Source organism: Georgenia sp. SYP-B2076, from assembly GCF_003991205.1.
Classification (GTDB): Bacteria; Actinomycetota; Actinomycetes; order Actinomycetales; family Actinomycetaceae; genus Georgenia.
The window spans coordinates 259,908-280,927 of sequence record NZ_RXOZ01000022.1 but is presented as its reverse complement, the minus strand read 5'-3'; the positions used below and the strand labels follow the sequence as shown (position 1 = coordinate 280,927).

The window sequence follows — 21,020 nt, the reverse complement described above, 5'->3', positions numbered from 1 at the left end:
ACTGATGTCGATGGCAAGCATGCAGGCATACCAGATCGTTGAGTGGGGCAAGCCGCCTGAGTACCGCGAGGTCTCCGTCCCTGAGCCCGGCGCGGGTCAGTTGCTTGTGAAGATGGCCGGCGCGGGGCTGTGTCGGACAGACCTGAACATCATCAAGAGCCCGTCGGGATTCTGGCCCGACCCACCCTTCACGATCGGTCATGAGAACGCCGGCTGGGTCACCAAGGTGGGATCGAGCGTCGAGGGGTTCGCCGAGGGCGACGGAGTTCTGGTCTCTTCCATGTATTACTGCGGCTACTGCGAGAAATGCGCTCGCGGTATGCATGAACAGTGCCGGAACATCGGCCTCCCCGGGTACGGCGTCGGCTATGACGGCGGGCTCGCCGAGTACATCCTCATCGAGGCGAAGCACGCCATCCAGCTCGGGACGCTCAGCCCCGTGACGGCCGCACCTCTCGCCGATGCTGCCGCGACGTCGTATCACGCGGTCAAGCTGATGCTCGACTTCCTGGTGCCCGGCAGCACCGCTGTGGTCATCGGCGTCGGTGGTTTGGGTGCCTACGCGGTGCAGTACCTCAGACTGCTCTCCGGCACCCGGATTATCGGTGTCGACACGGCTCGGGGCCGCCTGGAGGACGCCGCACGGCTGGGTGCCCACGAGACGGTCCTGTCCGACGAAAACGCGGCCGAGAACATTTTGGAGCTCGCGCCTGCGGGCGTCGACGGCGTGTTCGACTTCGTCGGCCGCACGGAGACGATGGGCACCGGCGTGAAGATCCTCAGCCAGGGAGCGCGCCTGGTGGTCGCCGGCATCGGCGGCGGCGAGATCCCCATGGGCTGGGAGAAGATCGCCATGAACGCCGGGTTCATCAACACCCGTGGATTCAACGTGCCCGACCTCAACGAGATCGTCGCTCTGGCCCGCGACGGCCGGATCGAAATGGCCGCAACCCATTTTCCCTTTGACAAGATCGAGGACGGACTGCAAGCCCTCGAGGGCGCATCGGTGAAGGGCCGCGCCGTCGTCACCTTCGACTGACCGCTCTCCAGGCTGGCAGGTGGCCGCACCACACGTCATGGGTGCGGCCACCTGCTGCGGCTGGTAGGCCTTCCCATCGCGTTGCAAACTAATGCCGCTCCGACGCGGCGTCACAACAGGAGCTGTCGCGATCGCTTCTCAGCCACCGAGAACGCGCCTTGTGGGACCAAACCCCCAACTGCCATGGTTTCAGCATTGGCGCTGCCACGGGAACGCAGGGACGGAAAGTTCGCCGACGCAGCAGGCTGTGATACTTCCCGGTACTGCAGAGGAGAAGCGGCGTGGCTTCCGACATCAAACTACGGCAATGGTGTTCCTCTACTTCACGCCGATCACCGCAGGAATTACTTCTTGGCTGTTTGTGGTGAAGCTCGCCTCTATCTCGGTCGACGCCTAGCCCGCCGGGCGCGAACGTAAGCGGCCGAGGTGCGGACGGCCGAATGGGCGCGACCTGAAAGAACTTCTGTGAGTGATGTTAGGAGAACTGCCATGAGCGCGGAAACCGCGGCGGACCCAGCTCCAACTATTGCGCCATCGCCACGCTGCCTGACGGAGTCCTGTCTCACTACGGCTTCGCGAAGATGGCCGTGCTGCAATACACCCGCAGCCTGGCGACGGAGCTCGGGCCGGACGGCATTCGAGCCAACTGTGTCTCGCCGGGCATCACATACTCCGCCCGGGTCGCCGCGCAGGCGAGGGCACGCAACCTCGGCACCGAGGAGGACCTCCTGCGCATCCCCCTGCGACGGTTCGGCCAACCGGACGACATCGCGAAGGCGGTCGAGTTCCTGTCGGGCGACATGTCGTCGTACGTGACGGGACAGTGCCTGTCCGTCTGCGGCGGCAACGTCGTCACGCCCAACTAGGGCATCACGCAACACAAGGACGAGGAGAACAAGGCATGAGCTATCAGGTACCGATGATGTTCCACCCGACTCTCATCGTTGACGATCTCCCGCAGGCAACGGAGTGGTTCCAGCGGGTGTTCGGAAGGCGCGGCATCCGGTGGGAAGAAAAGTACGACTTCTCCAAGATCAACGCGGACTACCCGACGGAGTACTCCATCTTCATCCACCTCGGCGACGTCGTGCTGGACGTCCTGTCCCCGAAGCTGCTGACCCTTCCGGGAGGGAAGGAGGCCCTGTATCCGCAGGGTGAGGGCCTTGTAGACATCGCGTGGTACGCCGAGGACGCTCGCGAGGTCGCGCGCCACCTGGTCGCCCATGGTGTCCGCGTCCGTGACCAGGAGGGCGCGCTCGTCGAGGGCGGCATTCTGCCCGTCTCGCACCTCGCCGACGACTGCTACATCCTCTGGACGCTGCCTGAGGACACCGGACTGACCTACGAGTTCCTGGAGATGGGGGAGCAGCATCGCGAGTTCTACTCGCGCGTGGGCGACCCACGTCTCGATCCCGGCTGGTCGCTCCCGCCGGTGAGCGCCTCCGACCCGCTCGGTGTGGTCCGCCACCTGCACCACACCATTCTCACCCCCGACCTAGAACGGGCCGAGCGCCTGTACACGGAGGTGTTCCGGGGAAAGATCCGGCGCCGGGGCCCGGATGAGACTTGGGACGCAGACAGCGTCCTCATCGAGTTCGCCGACTCGGTACTCCAGTTCGCCCGGCCCCGCTCGGGCACCGTGACCGACCTCTTCACGGGTGAGCCGGCCAGCGGCGACAGCTACGTGGGCATGACGTTCCAGGTGGTGGATGTCGACAAAGTAGCGAGTCACCTCGCCAAGCAGGGCGTGAGTTACGAGCGGACGAACGGCTCGTTGTCCACCATGCCGCCGGAGACCATGGGCGTCCGGTGGACCTTCACCGAGAACGACGGCCAATAGAACACGACGTCAGGGAGGACTCGCTGTGGCGATATTTGCTGTGACGTACAGCTATGGACCTGAGAAGGCGGAGACCCGGGCGGAGCTACTCGATCAGCACCGCGGCTGGCTGAGGAGGTTCGACGAGGAGGGCCGGATCTTGGGGGCCGGCGTGTTCGCGGACAAGTCGGGCGCACTCCTGGTGCTCAGCGCCGCATCCCTCGAGGAGATGGAGGACGAACTGGCGAAGGATCCCTTCGCCGAGGCCGGAGCAATTCACGGCACCGTCGTCACGGAGTGGACACCCAACTGGGGTGCGTTCTCCCAGGGCCTCGTGCCAGAAGGGAATGGCCAGAGCCCATGCGGACCTGGCTGATCACCGGAGCGTCGCGAGGGTTGGGGGCCCAGCTCGTCCGCGTCGCGCTGGAGCACGGGGACAACGTCATCGCGGGGATGCGAGATCCATCATCGATCCTGGGGGTCGGTGACATCCCGCGCGCGTTGCTGCCGGCAGCCCTCGACGTGACCGATGCAGCGTCGACAGCGCGAGCCGTGGCTGCGGGTCTGGAACGGTTCGGCAAGATTGACGTCCTCGTCAACAATGCGGGCCGTCACCTTCGCGGCGCAGTCGAGGAGATCTCCGACTCCGAGGCGCGCGCAGTCTTCGACGTCAACTTCTTCGGCGCACTGAACGCCATTCGCGAGGTCCTCCCGCACTTCAGGACGCGGCGGACGGGCCGCATCATCAACATCGGTTCCATGTCGGGCTTCCGCGGCACCCCGGGGGCGGGGATGTACAGCGCAACGAAGTTCGCGCTCGAGGGCCTGAGCGAGGCGCTGTCGGGCGAGCTCGTCTCCCTGGGGATCCACACAACCGTCGTAGAGCCAGGCGGCTTGCGAACGGACTTCCTCGACGCGTCGTCCCTGCGGGAGGCGACCTCCCGCATCGCTGACTACGAACCGACACCGGCAGGTGCCAGCCACCGCGCGTGGGTCCGGGAGAGCAACCACTCACAGCCTGGTGACCCCAGGAAGGCTGCGGAAGCGGTCTACACGGTCGCCACGGCAGAGCACCCTCCGACACACATGCCGCTCGGTAGCGACGCCATTGCCGCATGGGAGAAAAAGCGGGCCGAACTGTCGGAGGAGATCGCTGATTGGCGGCCGCTCTCTGACATCGGGCTCGAATGACCACCGCAAAGCCGGACGGCCCGACACCCAGACCGCTCTCGATCAGTGAGAAGAGCCCTAGGTGGAATCCGTTCCCTTAGGCAATGTTGGGGGACGTCGGTGCGATGACACGACGCGCACCGAACCGAACAACAATTCGTCGTGCTGCGTGCGGAAGGAATCACCCCGTCAAGCCTCGGCCGCGCCGCGCGCAGCAACGAGCCCCTTTACTCGCGCTGTCGCAGGCGACCATAGATCCGCACAGCCCTCGCAGATCCCAGCAACAGGAGCGCAACCATGACAACCGTCTCACCCGTGATTCGTCCCGACGATAGGACGAGCCCGAGCGTCTTCGCCCTCTACCACCCCACGCTCGGCGTCCATGATCTTGAGGCCGCCCGAGAGTGGTTCAACCGGGTGTTCGAGCTTCCCGACCTGCGTTGGGAGGAAACCCTGGACCTGGACCTGCTTCAGCCCGACTATCCCGTCAACTACTCGTTCTTCATGTTCATCAAGGACTTCCATTTTGTGGTTCTTTGCCCCGAGTTGCACGCCCGCGGTGCGCTGGCCGGCCAGTCCCGGTACGAGGGTGTTCCGGACGGCATGATCGGGATCGGATGGTACACCGACGACGCCGTTGCCACATTCGACCGGCTCGCGGCGTTCGGGTTTCCGGCCCACGACCAGAAGGGGCAGGTCATCACGCCCGAGAATGTGCCCACGTCGTCGATCGCGCCCGACATTCTCGTGGGGTTCACGTTCCCGGAGCAGGCCGGGATGCGGCACGAGTTCGAGGAGCTCGGGGAGCGGCATCGCGAGTACTACTCGCGCAAGGCCGACCCGCGTCTCCGACCCGGATGGACGAGGACCCCGGTCGACCCCGGCGACCCTCTCGGTATTGTGCGCAGCTCGCACCACACGATCGTCACGGAAGATGTTGAACGTGCGAAGAAGCTGTACGTCGAGGCTGCGGAGGGCCATGTTCTAGCCCAGAGCCGAAATGGCGAGCTTGGCGCGGAGAGCACGTTCGTAGCGCTGGGTGACGCCGTCGTCGAGTTCGCCGTCCCGGACGCGGGCAGCGAGCTGGAGGCGAAGGTGTCCGGGGGGAGCGACTACTACCTTGGCATCAGCCTCGAGGTAGCGGACCTCGATGCAGCCGCCTCCCATCTGGCGCGTGTCGGCCTGACGCCGCGCCGTCCCAGCGACGGAGCTGTCACGATCGAGCCGGAGGAGGCGTTCGGAATGCAGTGGCGGTTCATCCGCGAACTTCCTTACTGACAGAGCCGCGAGCTGCCCGGTCTCGCGACTCCTTGCCGGGGCACGCACGAAACCGTACGCGCGTGCCCCGCGGTTTAGCTGGCCCCGGTCGCGCGGCGGATCTGCTGCCTGAGCAGGTTCAGCCGCGGATCAAGCGGTTGGTTCTCCGCGCGCACCGCTCGGGCGATGACGCGTGCCGTTGTGCTCAGGGCGGGCAGGAGCGTGAGCTGTTCCGCGACGCCGCGGGGTGTGGTGACCGACAGCGCGGCGATGGCAGTCGAGCCCGCGCCGAGAATGGGCACTGCCAGACCTGTTGTGTCGGCGTGTATCCATCCCGGCGCCAGGGCGTAACCGGTTCGTCGCGTCTCGGCAACGATCCCCCGGAGGGTGGTGCGATCCACGACAGTCTCCTTGTTGAACACCGTGATCCTCCCGGTCGTGAGCAGCTCCTCCTGGGTTGCCGGTGAGGAGAAGGCGGCGAGAACGATCCCTGGTGCGCATGCGAGGGCCGGGAGGCGGGTTCCGGGGCCGGCCAGATTCGTTGCACTCGTGTGTCTCGAGGAGAGCTTCTCGATATAGAGGACATCGTTCCTGTCCAGCACGGAAAGCTGCGTGTGCTGCTTGACCACGGCGTGAAGGTCTTCCATGAAGGGCAGCGCAATCTCGCGCAGGGAGAGTGCGCTGGACGAGCGGGTCGCAAGCTCCCACAGGCGTAGGCCCACCCGGACCCGGCGATCCGGTTCGCGTTCCAGCAAGCCGGAGCGAACTAGGTCGCCCACGATGCGGTGTGCCGTCGGGACGGGCAGCCTCGCCCGCCGGGCGATGTCCGACGCCGACAGAGAGCGCTCTCCTGGGCCGAACACCTCGAGGACACGAACAACACGCTCGATCATCGTCTCGCTACCAACCGGCATCGTGGCACACCTCCATCGACCGCGGCCGGCGCCGCCCGACGCCGGCCGCGAACCCTGTACGTGACGGCCAGGTCAGCACCGTCGGCGCCGGCACGAGGCATTGGGCCCATGCTTTCACACGCTAAGGGGCGCGTAGCGCCGGGCCTGCGCAGCCCTCGAACACGACGCGGATGCGCGGGCCAGGGTTCCCGTTGAACGCGGCGTTGCCGATGTCAGCCTCCGGAAACATGCTCCTGCCGACACATCTCGCTTCGTGGGCTTCTCGCCTAGTGAGAAGACTACTGTCCCGTTCGGGAGTGGTCAGGCAGGGTCCTCTAAGTCGGTAGCCGCTGATCGAACTGTCCTCGGCACCTATCGGCGTGGGTGTCGAACAAGCCAGCACAGATTCTCGTGCGGCAGAGGCCGACGTCCGCTCGTCTCAACGACAGCTGGCTCGTCTCAAAGACGACTGAGCCGGATGTACGACGCTGAGCATTGCAGGCCTCGTCATGACGAGGATCGGTGACCTCTCGTCACTTCGAAATTCCCTCCTGGAAGGCGAACGGAATATGACGCATCAACAGCGTGTCGTAGGCAAGGAGACTGCTGGCCGGTCCACCAACCAGACGAAGAAGGCAGCACTATCTGCCTTCCTCGGCGGGGCCCTCGAGTACTACGACTTCGTGCTCTTTGCCGCAGCGGCAGCCATCATCTTCCCGACGGTCTTCTTCCACAACTCCGAGTCCGCGACCCTGCTCTCCTTCGCGACATTCGGCGTGGCTTATCTAGCTCGTCCGCTCGGCGCCGTGGTATTGGGGCACTTCGGCGACAAGTTCGGACGCAAGAAGGCCTTGCTGGCCAGCCTCCTCATCATGGGGCTCGCCACATTCGTCATTGGGATCCTGCCCAGCTACGATCAAATCGGATTCGTGGCACCAGTCCTGCTCGTCGGCATGCGACTGCTGCAAGGGTTCTCCGCGGGAGGGGAGGTCGCTGGTGCTAGCTCGCTGACGATCGAACATTCGCCCGAGGGGCGACGGGCGTTCTGGGGCAGCTGGACCGTTCAAGGCGTGGGTGCCGGCATGCTGCTCGCAACACTCGTCATGATCCCCGTTGCTGCCATGCCGGACGAAATTCTCTTCTCCTGGGGCTGGAGGCTGCCCTTCCTGGCGAGCATCGTCGTCCTTCTCGTCGCCTTCTTCGTGCGCAGGACGCTCGAAGAGCCGGAGGTGTTCGAGGACGTCAAGCAGAGCGGTCGGACCGCGAAGGTGCCCGTAGTCGAAGTTTTCCGAGAGAACTGGCGCGGAGTTTTGCGCGTAGTCTTCGCCACTCTCTACTTCGTTCCCGATTCGATCATGAACGTTTTCGGTGTTGCATTCGCAGTTTCGATGGGCATCGACCGGACGACCGTGCTGTGGTCAGCTGTCGTGACGCAGATCGTGGCGCTTATGACCAGGCCAGTCGCCGGAATTCTCGCGGACAGGTTCGGCCGTAAGCCCGTTTTCGTGGTCGGCGCACTCGGAACGGCCGCCATGACCTTCGGGTTCTTCTCGGCCGTGTCCACCGGGAATATCCCGATGATGTTCGTGACCAATGCCCTGATGGTGGGCTTGTTCCTCGCGTGCTGCGGCGCCATCTACCCCGCCTTCTACGCGGAGATGTTCACCGCGAGAACCCGATACACCGGTATGGCAGTGGGCCTGCAGCTTGGCTCTGTCGTGTCCGGCTTCGCGCCCTCCGTCGCCACGTTGCTCACCCGAAGCGACCCGACGAACTGGCTGCCGGTTGCCGGCATGACAGCCGCTGCATTGGTGATTGCCGCCGTCGCCGCGTTGACGGCCCGGGAGACCCACAGGACCCCGCTCCACGAACTCGGCCTGGGCAAGGGAAACGTCGTCCATGCGCCCGGTTCGCCGGTCATCCACAACCGCCCGGACCACGACGATGCTCCGGACGCCGTTCCGTCCCTGATCCAGAACTGAGTCCCGCACCGCGTACGCGGCAAGCATCTCCAACAGCTTCCGGGCGCTCATCACGTCCGGAACGCGTCCCTCGATTGAAAAGTCACGAAAGCGAGTGCGACATGACCACCTCTGAACACGTCTTCGATCTTGTCGTGGTCGGTTCCGGCATTGCCGGGCAGACGGCCGCGACCGCCGCGGCGGAGGCCGGGCTGGCGGTGGTGCTGCTGGAGAAGACGGAGAGGCTGGGCGGCTCGTCGGCGATGAGCGGTGGCTGGTTCGCGTTCTCCGGCACGGATGAGCAGGCCGCGGAGGGTGTCGAGGACTCGGCTGAGCTGTTCCTGCGCGACATGCTCGAGGTAGGGGAGTACCTCAACGACCGGTCGCTGCTGGAGGCCTACCTGGCGAACCAGGAGGAGACGTACCGGTGGCTGAAGTCCCACGGCGTGGTGTTCCGGGAGGTGGAGATCAGCTCGGGGCAGTCCGCCCGGCGCGGCCACAACTCGGTCATCACGGAGGTGCTGGCCACGCTGCACCGGGCCTACACCGACCTGGGCGGGCAGACCCGGCTGAGCTCGCGCGCCACGGGCCTGGTGCGCGACGACGCCGGCACGGTCACCGGCGTCCTGGCCGAGACCCCCGACGGCGAGGCGCTGTTCACCGGTCGCGCCGGGGTGGTGCTGGCCACCGGCGGGTTCTCCCGCGGCACCGACCTGCTGAAGGTCTTCGCGCCCGAGCAGCTCGCCGCCATCCCCTACGGCGGGAGGGGCAACACCGGGGACGGGCTGAAGATGGCCTGGAAGCTCGGCGCCGGCATGGCGGACATGTCCTTCGTCTCGGGCACGTACGGCTCCCACCCGGACACCGGGGAGGAGTTCCACGAGCTGCTCACCGCCTACTACATGGGCGCGATCATCGTGAACACCCACGGGCGGCGGTTCGTGGACGAGTCCCTGGACTACAAGACCCTCGGCCGGGTGGTCCTGGACCAGCCGGGCGGCCTGGGCTTCGAGGTCTTCGACGCGACGGTCCGGGCGAAGTCCCACCGCGGAATCCCGCTGAAGGACATCGACACCCTCGAGGAGATCGGCCACGTCTTCAAGGCCGACACCCTCGCCGAGCTCGCCGAGGTCGCCGGCATCGACCCCGCCGCCCTGGTGGAGACTGTGGCCCGGTACAACGCCGCCGTCTCGGGGCAGCTCGAGGACGAGGTGGGCCGCACCAGCCTGTGCAACGGCGTCGGGGATCTCCTGCCGATCGAGACCGCGCCGTTCTACGCCTACCCCGCCAAGTCGTTGATGACCACGACCTACTGCGGCATCACCATCGACCCGCGCGGCGAGGTCGTCGACGTCGACGGGGAGGTCGTCGCGGGCCTGTACGCGATCGGCGAGGTCACCGGCGGGTTCCACGGCGCCGCCTACATGACCGGCACCTCGCTGGGCAAGGGCACCGTCTTCGGCCGCATCGTCGCCCACCACGCCGCCGCCAAGCTCGCCGCCGGCCTCCGCGCCTGACCCCCACACGTGGTGGCTGGTCGCGCCTCGAGCCGACCAGCCACCGCACCCACCCAGCGCCCATCCTGACCTCGTTCGCCACCGAAAGGTGAGGCAACAATGACTCAGCGTCTCAACATCGATGTGGTCGGGCGTGTGGACGCCGCCATCGTCGGCTCCGACGTTTCGGGCTCCGACGCCGCGATGACCGCCGTCCGGGCCTGGACGCGAGCGGCACTGCCGGAGAAGTCGCAGACCTTCGGCGGCTCGGCCGCCCTCTCGGCCGGGATGTTTGCCTTGCGGCGATGACGTCGAAGCGGACGTCGCCGGTAAACATTTCAGCGGTGCGGGTAGTTGAACGGGCTGTGCCTGCAGCGGTTCGAAGTCGTGCGTGGGAAGAGCCTCCCTTCAGCACAGGGGAGTGGTGCTGGCGCGGAGACCCAGTCGCGAGCCTCAAGGAGGTGAGCGTGTAGCCAAAGATGTAGCCATGAAACGGCCTCCGCCCCGGTTCGGAAGGGTTCGCCGGCGTCGATGAAAGATTCTGACCTGCATATACGTATCGGGGCGGACGGGTGCGTATGGGGTGCCTTGATCTGGGGGTCAAGGGGTCGCAGGTTCAAATCCTGTCAGCCCGACCGCGTGAGAGCCTCGGACCTGCGAACCTGCAGGTCCGGGGCTTGTTCGTTCCGGAGCAGGACTGGTGACCGTGACCGGAAGGTTGCCAGTCGTGAGTCACGGGACATTTATGGGACAAGAACCCGTCCCAGGAGGCCGGATTGGGTCTCGAAACCGCCCCTGCTCGCGGACGACGGTCCGAGCAGGGCTGAGGGGGCTGGGGCGAGTCACGCGCCTAAGGTGCATGACGAACCACACCGCCCCTGGCGGCGGGCTTGAGCCGCTGATGAGCATCGACACCCTCTCGGAGATCCTCGGGGTGCCGGTCAACACGATGAAGGACTGGCGCACGAAGGGCGAAGGCCCGGTCGCCTACAAGATCGGCAACCACCTGCGCTACGCCGTCAAGGACGTGCAGGTGTGGCTGGCCACGTGCCGCGAGCAGGCCGCCGGCATCGCCCCCGCTGTCGGGAAGCGGTGATCGATGATGGCCCGACCCCGCACCCCCATCGGTACCTTAGGCTCGCCGAGCTATGAGGAGCTGCCTAGCGGCACGGTCCTCGTGCTGGTCCGCTTCCGCGACTTCGACGGACGCACCCGCAAGATCAAGGCCACCGGCAGGTCCAGGGCCGGGGCGCTGCGCAAGCTCAAGAATAAGATCGCCGACGACGCCCTGGCTGAGACGTCGGACGAGCTGACCGGCGACTCCCTGTTCGGCGAGCTCGTCGACGCGTGGCTGGAGTCCCTCGACGACACGAACCGGCTCGCCCCGACGACTCGACTTCGGTACGAGCGAGACATGCGCACGCTCGTGATGCCGGCCTTCGAGAACTACGCGCTGCGGGAGATCTCCTTACGCAAGGTCGACCGGCTCCTCAAGCAGCGCTACAAGCGCTCCTACGACAGAGCCCAGAAGGCCAAGGTCGTGCTCAACCTCGCGTTCAAGCTCGCCGTGCGTTGGGAAGTCCTCGAACGTAACCCCGTCCGCGGCGTCGACACGCTGCACCGCCCGCCCCGGCAGGCCCAGGCGCCGAGCCTGGAGACCATCAGGCTCGTCCGTGACCTCGTCGCTGAGTGGGAGAAGGGTGCCGAGGGCAAGCCAGGCCCAAAACCGGACGGTCAGGTGCTGCGGTCATCGAGACGATGCTCGGCAGCTCGGCCCGCATCGGCGAGGTCCTCGCGCTGCGCCGGCGCGACGTCGACGTGGCGTCCGATCGACCCAGCGTCACGATCGCCGGCACGATCGTCTCGCTCGCCAAGGGACCAACCTATCGGCAGGACCATCCCAAGACCGCACGGTCGGTACGGACGGTGTTCCTTCCGAAGTTCACCGCCAAGGCGCTGGCAGAACGGCTGGCGAAGATCGGGGACGTCGAGTCCGACCACCTGATCTTCTTCACCCGCAACGGCACGCCGATCACGACGAACAACTTCCGTCGCTCGCTGCGCAAGATCCTCAAGGGGACCGAGGCCGAGCACATCACGCCTCACGCGTTCCGGCGCACCGTGGCCACGACGGTCGACCGGGCGCAGGGCATCGACCTGGCGGCCGAGCTGCTCGGCCACACCTCGACGGAAATCACCCGGGTGCACTACATCGAGCCGAATCGGTACGTGAACCCGGTGACTGCGGAGATCTTGGAGAAGAATCTCGGCCCGGCCGCCGAGCCGATCGACCCGACCAAGCCCAGACGTGCCGCACGGAGGAACGCCAACGGCAAGCAGGAACGGCTCGACGACGGCGACGAGCGCTCGGCCAGCGTCCTGGCGTGAAATCTCGAAGTATCCACGACGAGCACAGCGGTGGGTGCTTCGCTCGGCGGGTCCGTCGGAGCCGAGCGTGGTTGACCCGACCACGCGCCGAGAGCGCGACCGCACGGGCGGATGCCTGCTCGCGTGGGTCTGCTCATCGCTCGAGCCCGGGGTGGCCGTGGGCTCGGCGGGAGTGGGGGCGCGGGATCGACGAGGTGATCGGCCGGCCGCGCTGGCGGGTGAGGTCGGCGACGGACGGCTCCTGCGGCCGGGGACGGGTGGCGGCTGGGGTGTAGGCAGGCCTGTGCGGAGTGCGTGGGCGGTGACGTTGCCGAGGGCCTCGGCCAGGTCGCGGTCGAGGCGGTCGGGCGGGCTGGAGACGGTGACGGCGGCGGGTCCCCAGGCGAGGGGGTCGGCGCCGACGGTGCCGAGGACTTGGCCGATGTTGTTCTCGAAGTAGGTGTTGATCTCCACGTCGCGGTCGTCGACGTGGATGGTGGTGGTGTGCTCGAAGTCCTGCGACCGTGTGCCCTCATCGTCGGGCCGGCGTTGGAGGACGAGCAGGTCGGTGGGCAGGTCCAGGCCGGGGAGCCGGCGGTGGGCGCCGGCCGGCAGGCGGACGGCCCCGAGGAGGTCGGCGCCCAGGTGCGGGTGCCGGCGCGCTTCGGGGAACGGGTGGTCCATCAGGTCGTGGGAGGCGAGCAGCACCGTGTACCCGCCGGGGCGGGTGAGCTTTTCCATGGTGACGGCCAGCTCGGCCTGGACGGCGCGCCTCAGCAGGACGTGCTGGGGGTCTTGGAGACGCACGTCGTTGTACGGCAGGGACGCGATCACGACGTCGAACCGGTCGTGCGCCCTCGGGACCCGTAGCTGCACCGAGAACTGGCTGCCCGGGGTGTGAGCGGCGGTGAGGTCCGCGACCAGGGACAAGAACGAGTTGCCGTCGGTGTGCGGCAGCCCGATCAAGGTCGCGGCGTCGTCACCAACGGCCAGCACCCGCCCGTCGGTGAACCCCAGACTGCGGAGCATGGTCCGCAGGTGGGTCGCGATGATCCGGTGCGCGGGCCGGGCCGAGGTCGCGGCGTGGTCGTCCAGGGCGATGTGGTCGGCTTCCAGGCGCAGCGCATGCGGGTCGCGGGCGTCGTCGCGGTAGGGCTCGGTGGTCATCACGCACCTCGCTCCTGCTTGGCGGCACGGGCGTTGCGGGCCGCGCGGGCGCTGGTGGCGCGGCGGGCGTCGAGGTCCGCGGCGACGAACGCCGCGAAGTCTGCCTGCCGGTCGGTGATGGGCCGCTCCTCGGCTGGGGCGACGGCGGGCTCGCCGGGCCAGGCGGTGGCACGGGTGGGCCGGTCGCGGTCCAGGCGGGTGCCGGAGGTGGCCACCCACTCGCGCAGCCGTTCACGGGCGTCGGCGAAGTCGGCGTGCCAGGCGACCGGCCACGAGCCCGAGCCGCCCGGCTCGTAACACGCCAGCCAGTGCGTGTGCAGCGCGGACAGCTCCCACACCAGCTCGGGGTGCCGGTGCCACAGCGGCGGGACGACGGTCGGCGGCAGGCCGTACGTGGTGCGCAGCCAGTGGACGAACGTGTCCAGCGCCCGCCAGTGCGCCTGCGCCTCGGCGGCGGTCAGGGTCCGCCAGTCGACGGGCTCGACCTCGCCGACCTCCTCGACCGCGCGCTTCAGCTCGGCGGCGAGCTCGGCCTCGTACTCGGCGAGGTGCTCGTCGGACACCAAGTCGTCGGGCAGGTGGAGGGGGGTTCGTTTCGAACTGCCAGGGAACCTCACCGTCCATGGTCACAGCCCGATCCCGTGGCCAGGCGACGCGCCCGGACGCAGCGACGCCGGACGGTCCGCTACGGGCGGGGTCAGCGGCGGAACGACCTGCCCGGCACCGGCCGACGGGTGCCCGTTCTCGGTGCCGACCGCAGCCAGCCCCTCGACCTGCCGGAGCTGCTGGGCGGCCTGCCGCGCGGAGGCGGGTGTGCGGTCGACGTCGTAGGCCGTGCGCGCCAGGTCGTGCCCGATCCTGCGTGCGACGTACACCTCACGCTCGGCCGGCCGGGCCGGCGGCTCGGCGTACCGGGTGTCGACGTACCCGTGGGCGACGAACTGATCGCCCCTACGGAACCGGTCAGCGGCTCGCTCGGCGGTCTTGCCGGAGATCAGCAGGTCGTGGAACGAGTTGTCGAGCTTGGTGAAGGTCCCGTCCTGCTCCCGGCGCCAGTGCTCCACCCCGACCCGGAAGCGGACCTGCACGGTACCGGCGTCGGTGAACGAGACGTCCGCGTCGCTGGCGATGAACCCCGCCAGGGACTGCTGCACAGGGATGGTCACGATGACCCCTCCTCATGTCGGGCGGTGCCCTCTGCGGCGAGCGTCCGCTTTGACAAGCAGGTGTGGTCGTGTCGTCGGCGCCGTCCCGGCAAGCGTGGTGGAGACGCTTGCCCAGGCCTCGTCGGCTTCACGGCTGCGGCATTACTCCGTCGACGATGCCGATCTGGACGATCGTCGCGCCCTCGCGAAGATTGCGGAGCGCGGTGTACTCCTCCGAGTTCCAGAACGTGTCGGCGGCCTCGCGCGAAGGGAACTCGATCACGGCGATCCGTTCGGGCTCGCCGCCCTCGGCGACGTCCTCCAAGGCTCCCCGTACGAGGTAGCGCCCGCCGTATTGGGCGAGTGCTGCTGGCATTCCGGTCCGGTACTCGTCGAAGCGGTCGGGGTCCATGATCTCTCGGATGCGGGCGATGACGTAGGTGGTCATGTCTTGTCCTCCCCTCTAGCAGTGGCGTCGAAGATCGCCGAGATCTCGGCGATGACCTCGTCGGTCGGGTTCCACTCCGATGCCGCCGCGACGTTCTCCACCGCCTGCTCCGGCCGGGTGGCACCGGCGATGACGCTGGTCACCGCCGGCTGTCGGAGCAGCCACGTCAGCGATGCGGTCAGCATGCTGACCCCGTGATCGCCGCACAGGGTGCGGTACCGCTCGAGCTTGTCCCACGGCGCGTCGTCCACGAGATACTTCCGGATCTGCATGATGCGGCTCTCGGCGGGTCCGCCGTCCCGTGTGAACTTCCCTGTGAGTAGCCCGTTCTGCAGCGGGTAGAAGGGCAGAAACCCGATCCCCAGGTGCTCAACCGCAGGCAGGAGCTCCTTCTCCGCGCCCCGCACCAGGAGGCTGTACTCGTTCTGCGCTGAGATGAACTTCGTGTGCCCCTGCAGCTCGGCTACGTATGTGGCCTCGGCCACTTGCCATGCGGCGAAATTCGAGTGCCCGATGTAGCGGATCTTGCCCTCGCGGATCAGATCGTCCAGCACCGACAGCGTCTCGCCGATCGGTGTGAGCGGATCGGGAGCGTGCATCTGGTATAGGTCGATCCAGTCCGTCTGCAGTCGCTGGAGTGACGCCTCCACGGCGAGGCGGACGTACCGGCGCGACCCACGTGCACCCCAGTCCGGCCCGTTCATCCCGGCCATGTCCATGCCGAATTTCGTTGCCAGTACGATCTGGTCACGCTTGCCCTTGAGAGCGTGACCCATGAGCGTCTCGCTGGTACCGGGCGGCCGCAGGTAGCTGTCTGCGGTGTCGAACAGCGTGACACCGGCGTCGATAGCAGCATCGATGACGGCCCGAGTACCCTCGAGCGACTCGGTCGCGACCCCGGGGCGGCCGAAGTTGTTGCAGCCGAGACCGATGGCGGAGACGGCCAGGCCAGACCGCCCCAGGCGTCGCGACGCCGTCGAGGACCGCCCCTCTGCGGTGTGCCCGTCCTGTCGTCCCGAGCGGTCGACGATGGGCACGCTCGTCGCCCTCACAGGTAGTCCTTGAGGAGCGCCTCTTCCTTGCCGTCCCAGGCCGTGATCGGCGGGTACGCCGTCGGATCGGTCATGATCTCGATGAGCGTCGGGAGATCGGACGCCAGCGCCCCTGCGAGAGCGGGTGCGAGCTCAGCAGGATCGCTGATCCGGACGCCCTCCGCGCCGACGGCACGGGCGATCGCGGCGTGGTCGACGGGCTGGAAGTCCACGGCGCTCGTGTGTGCCCCGAACAGGTAGTTCTCCCCGTGCTTTTGGTAGCCGAGGATGGAGTTGTTCAGGACGATCGAGACGATCGGGAGCCGCTCTCGCACAGCGGTCTCCAGCTCCGCCCAGACGTGACCGAACCCGCCGTCGCCCGAGAGCACGACGACCTTGCTCTCTGGCTCTGCCACCTGGGCGCCCAAGGCCATGGGGAAGCCCCAGCCGAGCCCCGCCAGACCGCGGGGGAGCAAGAACTTCTGACCCGCCCGACGGCTCGTGATGTAGTTGCCGATCCAGTTGGAGGAATAACTCGCATCCGCGACGAGGATTGTGTTCTCGTCGATGAGCTGGTCCAGCTCGGCCACCACGCGCTCGGGGCGGATCGGGGTGGTCGCCGCCTCGCGCACCCGTGCGGACTCACGACGGTGCTCCTCGCGGGCGATGGCGATGGCAGCCTTCACATCGTTCTCGACGCCGCGCCGCTTGGTCAGGTCCTCCTGCTGGATCGCCATCGTCAGGTCGGCCAGCGCGGCGCCGGCGTCACCGACGAGACGGATGCCCTCGTAGTTGCGACCAACCTCCTGACCGTCGATGTCGACATGGATGAGCTCGGCGCCGCGCGGGAGAAGAGACCAGCCGTCGGTACCGTTCTCGTTGGTCCGCGTCCCGACGAGGAGCACCACGTCGGCACCGGTGACCATGCTGCGCAGGTACTTCGTGGCGCTGTTGGTGCCCATGTAGTTGCCGACGACGCCGACGGAGAGCTCGTTGGTCTCGTCGATCGCGCCCTTGCCCATCGGGGTGGTGGCGACGGGAATCCCGGAGGCCTGCTGGAACGCAGCGAGCTGCTGCGCGGCGTCGGAACGGTTGACGCCACCACCGGCGATGACGATCGGCCGCTCGGCCTTGGCCAGGAGCGCAGCGGCCTCTGCAACAGCGGTACCGTCCGGGCGGGGGCGGTCGAGCGGGTAGTGGCCGAGCACGGTGTGGCGGGCCGGGACGTTCCGGTCAGTCGGTGCCTCGAGGACGTCGGCGGGGAGCAGGAGGACCACCGGACCGGGGCGTCCGGACGTCGCCGCGACGATGGCCATGTCGAGGTACTCGTCAGCCCGGTCCGGGTCGTCCAGCCGCCGGGTCCACTTGGACACCCCGGCAAAGAGCGCGAAGTGGTCCAGCTCCTGGAACGCGTTCTTGTCCCGCTTGGAGGCAGGCACCTCCAGGACGAGGGACAGCATCGGCGTGGACGCCTTGAGGGCCTCGGCCATCGGCGGCACCAGGAGCGTCGCGGCGGGGCCGTTCTGTGCACCGACGACGGTGATGCGGTTGGAGACCCTGGCGAATCCGTCGGCCATCGCCCCACCGGCGTTCTCGGTGCGGTACACCACCTGACGCAGCCCGGCTTCCTCTGCCGCCAGGAACACGGTGGAGGGCAGACTCTGGCCAAAAAGATCGGTGATTCCGTGCCGCTGCAACGCGGCGACGATGACATCGGCGGCGGTGCGGGTACGCGTGAGGATCGTCATTGATTCTTTCCTTATTTGCCGGTACTGGCTCGTGGTGCTGCGAGTGATCAGATGGAACCAGATCGATAACGGCACCGGGGTGCTTTTATGGCGATGTCCCGTGGGTCAGGCCATCGAAGTCCGCATCGTGGTAACAATGGAGGAGCCGGGGGAAGTGCTGTGAGCTCCGTGCCACACTCCAGCGCCATGCGAGCAATCACCATGGATTCCTTTGGCGGCCCCGACGTCCTGCGCTGGAGCGAGGTCGCCGATCCGGTACCGGCTGCCGGGGAGATCGTCATCGACATCACCGCCACGGCCCTCAATCGGGCGGACACGCTGCAGCGGCAGGGCCTGTACCCGCCCCCGCCCGGATCGAGCGAGATTCTTGGCCTGGAGTGTTCCGGTGTGGTGAGCGTCGTCGGGGCGGACGTCGACGGCTGGGAGGTTGGGCAGGAGGTCTGCGCGCTGCTCGCCGGCGGCGGGTATGCGGAGCGGGTCGCCGTCCCGGCGGAGCAGGTCATGTACATCCCCGCCGGGATCGATCTCACGACGGCGGCCGCGCTGCCGGAGGCCGCATGCACGCTGTGGTCCAACCTGGTCATGCGGGCCGACCTCAGTGCGGGGGACGTACTGCTCGTTCACGGGGGCGCGGGCGGCCTGGGCACGATGGCCATCCAGATCGGGGTGGCCCTCGGATGCACGGTGGCTGTCACCGCCGGGTCCACCGCCAAACTCGCCCTGTGCGAGGAGCTCGGCGCCACGATCCTCGTCAACTACCACGAGGAGGACTTCGTGGAGCGCGTGCGCGAGGCGACCGGCGGCCATGGCGCTGACGTCGCCCTTGACGTCATGGGCGCGGTATACCTGGACCGCAACGTCGACGTCCTCGCCCACGACGGTCGCCTGGCCGTGATCGGCATCCAGGGCGGCACCGTGGCCGAGCTGGACCTGCGCAAACTCATGGCGCGACGAGGCGCGGTGATTGCGACCAACCTGCGCAGCCGACCCGTGCGCGGTCGGGGCTCTAAGGCCGAGATAGTCGCCGCGGTCCAGCAGGACCTGTGGCCGCTCGTCGAGGCCGGCTCGGTGGTGCCCACCATCGGCACCACGCGACCGATCCACGAAGCTGCCCGGGTCCACGCAGACTCCGCGGACGGCACGGCACCCGGAGGGAAGGTCCTCCTGACCGTCCGGTGACGTGTCACCGCTGATACGGGCGGCGGGCGCGCGCCGGCGGTCAGCCCTTGGTCCTGGTGTCGGCGCCCCCCAGCTTGTCGCTGAGCGCCTTCGACGTGGCGATGACGAGGTCACGGTAAGACGCGCCGGCGTTCTCCCCGGTGACGTCCTCGGTGGGGCCGGCGACCGAGATGGCGGAGACGCACGAACCGGTCGGCCCGAAGATCGGTGCCGAGACCGACGTGATCCCGACGACGCTGTCGCCGGTCGCTATCTCGTACCCGCGCGCCCGGATGAGCTGCAAGCGGTTCTTGATCGCCTCGACGTCCACCAGGGTGCGCGCCGTGATGGCCTTGGCTTCACCGTTTGCGAGGGCCTCCGCCTCCCAGGCATCCACGGTCTCCGCGCGGCCGAAGGCGAGCAGGACGCGCGGGCCGGCTCCGGCGTGCAGCGGCAATCGGCCACCGAGCTGCATGCCGACCGGGTACACCTCCGAGCCGTCCATGCGCTCCAGGCAGATCGCCTCGGTGCCGCGCGTCACGAGTAGGAACACGGTCTGCTGCGTGCGGTTGCGAAGAGCCCGCAGGAACGAGATCGCCGTCTGGCGCAGCGGGGATTGATCCAGGGCGCCGCGCGCGGTGGCGAACATGGTCACGTCGAGCGCGAACCGGCCGCGCTGCTCCGTCTCCTTGACCCAGCCCAGTTCCATGAGGGTATTCAGCAGGCGGTAGACGGTGGTGCGCGGTTGGCCGAGGGCGGTCGCCAGCTCCGCGGCCGATAGGGGCGTGTCGGCACCGAGCTCACGCAGCAGGGCCGTGGCCTTGTGGAGGACCTGAACGCCTTCTGATGACATGTGTTCACCTCGACGTTGAGAGAGACAGTAATGCCGACCATATACCACCAGGCGGACAACGAAGTACCGATCTGCGGGTTTTCACACGACCTGCCGTTGACCTTCGCGTGCCCCTACCTATGCTTCCCAGGGTGATCCAAAGGTGGATCGCACTGACGTGCTCAATGATGTGCATGAGGAGTTGCCTTGAATAATTCACGACGTCTTCGCGGAATTCTTGCTGCGGGTGCAAGTGTGGCGCTCATTCTTTCCGCTTGCTCGGGAAACGGCGCCGGCGCAACTGATGGAAATGGTGGTGGCGATGCTGACGCAATTACCGTCGGAGTTCTCCTCCCGCTCACGGGAAACCTCGCCGCCCTCGGCAACGAGATGTACAACGGGTACAAGGTGGCCCAGGAGATCATCAACGAACAGGGTGGCATCGACGGTCGCCCGATCGAGTTCAAGGTCTCCGATGCTCCGACCCCGGAGGACGCCGTCGCCGTGGCCGGCACGCTGAGCATGGACCCGGACGTCTCGGTGATCCTGGGTTCCTACTCCAGCGGTATCGCGATCCCTGCCTCCGAGGTGGCCAACCGCAACGGCAAGCCCTACTGGGAGACCGGCAGTGCTGCGGCCGAGACCACCGAGCGCGGTCTGGAATACCTCTTCCGCACCAATGCCAGCGTGGCGATGGAGAGCTACAACAAGATCAACATCGACTTCTTCGAGAAGGTCGTCGGTCCGGCCCTCGGCAAGGATTTCAGCGACGTCCGGATCGGCATCGCCCACGAGGACAGTGCGTTCGGCACGTCCGCCGTTGACGCCTTCCGCGCCAACGCCGAGGCGAACGACTGGAACATCGTCGCCGAGCAGGCCTACACCGCCACCACCAACGACCTCTCTTCGGTGGTGCAGAGCCTCAAGAGCGCGGACGTTGAGTTTCTCTACGCCGCGTCTTACGTCAACGACGCCATCCTCCTCATGAAGCAGTCGAAGGAGCTCGGCTTCGAGCCGGACGTCGTCTACGGCTTCGGTGCAGGCTTTACCACGCCCGACATCGCCCAGGCGCTCGGTGACGACGTCAACGGCATCGTTGCAGCCGATGGCGCCCCGCTGAACATCACCGACGACCTCATCAACGACGACGTCTCGCCGACCTACAGCGAGTTCATCGACACCTACAACGAGATGATCGGCCGCGACCCGCTCGTCCACGCCACGATCGGCTTCCAGGGTGCGATGGTCCTCTTCCAGGAGGTCCTGCCCAACGCCGACCCCGCTGACCCCGACTCGATCCTCGACGCCGCCCGCGCCGTCGACGTCCCCGCCGGCGGGTCCGTGGCCTACTACGGCACGAAGTTCGACGAGACCGGGCAGAACGAGCGCGCAGGGTTCTTCGTCATGCAGTACACGGACGGCAAGCTCACCACCGTCTACCCGGACGAAACGGCCGCGACCGAGTTCGTCCTCGCCGGCGAGTAACGCC

Annotated in this window: 21 protein-coding genes and 1 pseudogene; 15 read left to right on the top strand and 7 right to left on the bottom strand. The window is 67.3% G+C overall.

Going from position 1 to position 21,020, the window contains the following annotated elements; translation table 11 throughout:
* The first annotated feature begins 10 nt into the window (after positions 1–10).
* The 6 genes from EJK16_RS10610 (at position 11) to EJK16_RS10585 (ending at position 5,306) form a co-directional block, all read left to right on the top strand.
* Entirely contained in the window at positions 11–1,039 is a 1,029-nt protein-coding gene (locus tag EJK16_RS10610; RefSeq protein WP_164737293.1) for an alcohol dehydrogenase catalytic domain-containing protein, read from the top strand.
* Positions 1,040–1,572: 533 nt separating this feature from the next.
* Entirely contained in the window at positions 1,573–1,905 is a 333-nt protein-coding gene (locus EJK16_RS10605) for an SDR family NAD(P)-dependent oxidoreductase (RefSeq protein ID WP_370276020.1), read from the top strand.
* A gap of 35 nt (positions 1,906–1,940) precedes the next feature.
* Complete coding sequence (locus EJK16_RS10600; protein ID WP_127129067.1) at positions 1,941–2,879, top strand: VOC family protein; 939 nt, start codon at positions 1,941–1,943, stop codon at positions 2,877–2,879.
* A 40-nt stretch (positions 2,880–2,919) separates the two neighbouring features.
* Complete coding sequence (locus EJK16_RS10595) at positions 2,920–3,234, top strand: YciI family protein (protein ID WP_164737292.1); 315 nt, start codon at positions 2,920–2,922, stop codon at positions 3,232–3,234.
* Positions 3,219–4,049: an SDR family NAD(P)-dependent oxidoreductase gene (locus EJK16_RS10590; protein WP_127129063.1), complete on the top strand. Its 831-nt coding sequence runs from the start codon at positions 3,219–3,221 to the stop codon at positions 4,047–4,049. Before EJK16_RS10595 ends, EJK16_RS10590 begins: the two co-directional genes overlap by 16 nt.
* A gap of 276 nt (positions 4,050–4,325) precedes the next feature.
* Entirely contained in the window at positions 4,326–5,306 is a 981-nt protein-coding gene (locus EJK16_RS10585; RefSeq protein ID WP_127129061.1) for a VOC family protein, read from the top strand.
* Positions 5,307–5,380: 74 nt separating this feature from the next.
* On the opposite strand, the gene EJK16_RS10580 is transcribed toward EJK16_RS10585, so the two are convergent.
* The gene (locus EJK16_RS10580; protein ID WP_205739706.1) at positions 5,381–6,199 is read right to left on the bottom strand and encodes an IclR family transcriptional regulator; all 819 of its coding nucleotides are present in this window, start codon (positions 6,197–6,199) and stop codon (positions 5,381–5,383) included.
* Positions 6,200–6,747: 548 nt separating this feature from the next.
* Between EJK16_RS10580 and EJK16_RS10575 the strand changes: the two genes are divergently transcribed.
* The 7 genes and pseudogenes from EJK16_RS10575 (at position 6,748) to EJK16_RS19590 (ending at position 12,872) form a co-directional block, all read left to right on the top strand.
* Complete coding sequence (locus tag EJK16_RS10575; RefSeq protein ID WP_127129059.1) at positions 6,748–8,160, top strand: MFS transporter; 1,413 nt, start codon at positions 6,748–6,750, stop codon at positions 8,158–8,160.
* A gap of 101 nt (positions 8,161–8,261) precedes the next feature.
* Positions 8,262–9,656: a flavocytochrome c gene (locus tag EJK16_RS10570; protein ID WP_127129057.1), complete on the top strand. Its 1,395-nt coding sequence runs from the start codon at positions 8,262–8,264 to the stop codon at positions 9,654–9,656.
* Positions 9,657–9,755: 99 nt separating this feature from the next.
* On the top strand, positions 9,756–9,944 hold the full coding sequence (locus tag EJK16_RS10565) for a hypothetical protein (RefSeq protein WP_127129055.1): 189 nt from the start codon (positions 9,756–9,758) through the stop codon (positions 9,942–9,944).
* 592 nt (positions 9,945–10,536) lie between these two features.
* A complete protein-coding gene (locus EJK16_RS10560) occupies positions 10,537–10,731 on the top strand; it encodes a helix-turn-helix domain-containing protein (protein ID WP_240645932.1) in 195 nt (64 codons plus the stop codon).
* A 3-nt stretch (positions 10,732–10,734) separates the two neighbouring features.
* Positions 10,735–11,052 (top strand): annotated as a pseudogene (locus tag EJK16_RS20235) (site-specific integrase); the annotation flags it as partial.
* A 341-nt stretch (positions 11,053–11,393) separates the two neighbouring features.
* On the top strand, positions 11,394–12,023 hold the full coding sequence (locus tag EJK16_RS20230; RefSeq protein ID WP_240645931.1) for a tyrosine-type recombinase/integrase: 630 nt from the start codon (positions 11,394–11,396) through the stop codon (positions 12,021–12,023).
* 483 nt (positions 12,024–12,506) lie between these two features.
* Positions 12,507–12,872 (top strand): hypothetical protein, encoded by a 366-nt coding sequence (locus tag EJK16_RS19590; RefSeq protein ID WP_164737291.1) that lies wholly within the window; start codon positions 12,507–12,509, stop codon positions 12,870–12,872.
* 296 nt (positions 12,873–13,168) lie between these two features.
* On the opposite strand, the gene EJK16_RS10545 is transcribed toward EJK16_RS19590, so the two are convergent.
* The 5 genes from EJK16_RS10545 to EJK16_RS10525 form a co-directional block, all read right to left on the bottom strand.
* Positions 13,169–13,684 carry a hypothetical protein gene (locus EJK16_RS10545; RefSeq protein ID WP_240645952.1) on the bottom strand — a complete coding sequence of 172 codons (516 nt, stop codon included), beginning with the start codon at positions 13,682–13,684 and terminating at the stop codon, positions 13,169–13,171.
* A 111-nt stretch (positions 13,685–13,795) separates the two neighbouring features.
* Positions 13,796–14,335, bottom strand: a complete 540-nt coding sequence (locus EJK16_RS10540) for a single-stranded DNA-binding protein (RefSeq protein ID WP_164737290.1) — start codon at positions 14,333–14,335, stop codon at positions 13,796–13,798.
* Between the two features lie 127 nt (positions 14,336–14,462).
* Positions 14,463–14,762, bottom strand: a complete 300-nt coding sequence (locus EJK16_RS10535) for a DUF1330 domain-containing protein (RefSeq protein ID WP_127129045.1) — start codon at positions 14,760–14,762, stop codon at positions 14,463–14,465.
* Positions 14,759–15,724, bottom strand: coding sequence for an aldo/keto reductase (locus tag EJK16_RS10530; protein WP_240645950.1), 966 nt, complete (start codon positions 15,722–15,724; stop codon positions 14,759–14,761). The genes EJK16_RS10535 and EJK16_RS10530 overlap by 4 nt, the downstream gene beginning before the upstream one ends.
* An 86-nt stretch (positions 15,725–15,810) precedes the next feature.
* Positions 15,811–17,541 carry an acetolactate synthase catalytic subunit gene (locus EJK16_RS10525; protein WP_127129043.1) on the bottom strand — a complete coding sequence of 577 codons (1,731 nt, stop codon included), beginning with the start codon at positions 17,539–17,541 and terminating at the stop codon, positions 15,811–15,813.
* A gap of 186 nt (positions 17,542–17,727) precedes the next feature.
* On the opposite strand from EJK16_RS10525, the gene EJK16_RS10520 reads away from it, so the two are divergent.
* A complete protein-coding gene (locus EJK16_RS10520; protein ID WP_127129041.1) occupies positions 17,728–18,720 on the top strand; it encodes an NAD(P)H-quinone oxidoreductase in 993 nt (330 codons plus the stop codon).
* Between the two features lie 40 nt (positions 18,721–18,760).
* Here EJK16_RS10520 and EJK16_RS10515 read toward each other — a convergent pair whose 3' ends face one another.
* On the bottom strand, positions 18,761–19,552 hold the full coding sequence (locus EJK16_RS10515; protein ID WP_127129039.1) for an IclR family transcriptional regulator: 792 nt from the start codon (positions 19,550–19,552) through the stop codon (positions 18,761–18,763).
* A gap of 234 nt (positions 19,553–19,786) precedes the next feature.
* Between EJK16_RS10515 and EJK16_RS10510 the strand changes: the two genes are divergently transcribed.
* Entirely contained in the window at positions 19,787–21,016 is a 1,230-nt protein-coding gene (locus EJK16_RS10510; protein WP_164737289.1) for an ABC transporter substrate-binding protein, read from the top strand.
* Positions 21,017–21,020 lie beyond the last annotated feature (4 nt).

Coding starts and splice junctions, on each gene's coding strand:
- EJK16_RS10610 (WP_164737293.1), top strand. CDS start 11: ATGGCAAGCATGCAGGCATACCAGATCGTTGAGTGGGGCAAGCCGCCT.
- EJK16_RS10600 (WP_127129067.1), top strand. CDS start 1,941: ATGAGCTATCAGGTACCGATGATGTTCCACCCGACTCTCATCGTTGAC.
- EJK16_RS10590 (WP_127129063.1), top strand. CDS start 3,219: ATGCGGACCTGGCTGATCACCGGAGCGTCGCGAGGGTTGGGGGCCCAG.
- EJK16_RS10585 (WP_127129061.1), top strand. CDS start 4,326: ATGACAACCGTCTCACCCGTGATTCGTCCCGACGATAGGACGAGCCCG.
- EJK16_RS10580 (WP_205739706.1), bottom strand. CDS start 6,199: ATGCCGGTTGGTAGCGAGACGATGATCGAGCGTGTTGTTCGTGTCCTC.
- EJK16_RS10575 (WP_127129059.1), top strand. CDS start 6,748: ATGACGCATCAACAGCGTGTCGTAGGCAAGGAGACTGCTGGCCGGTCC.
- EJK16_RS10570 (WP_127129057.1), top strand. CDS start 8,262: ATGACCACCTCTGAACACGTCTTCGATCTTGTCGTGGTCGGTTCCGGC.
- EJK16_RS10565 (WP_127129055.1), top strand. CDS start 9,756: ATGACTCAGCGTCTCAACATCGATGTGGTCGGGCGTGTGGACGCCGCC.
- EJK16_RS10560 (WP_240645932.1), top strand. CDS start 10,537: ATGAGCATCGACACCCTCTCGGAGATCCTCGGGGTGCCGGTCAACACG.
- EJK16_RS20230 (WP_240645931.1), top strand. CDS start 11,394: ATGCTCGGCAGCTCGGCCCGCATCGGCGAGGTCCTCGCGCTGCGCCGG.
- EJK16_RS10535 (WP_127129045.1), bottom strand. CDS start 14,762: ATGACCACCTACGTCATCGCCCGCATCCGAGAGATCATGGACCCCGAC.
- EJK16_RS10525 (WP_127129043.1), bottom strand. CDS start 17,541: ATGACGATCCTCACGCGTACCCGCACCGCCGCCGATGTCATCGTCGCC.
- EJK16_RS10520 (WP_127129041.1), top strand. CDS start 17,728: ATGCGAGCAATCACCATGGATTCCTTTGGCGGCCCCGACGTCCTGCGC.
- EJK16_RS10515 (WP_127129039.1), bottom strand. CDS start 19,552: ATGTCATCAGAAGGCGTTCAGGTCCTCCACAAGGCCACGGCCCTGCTG.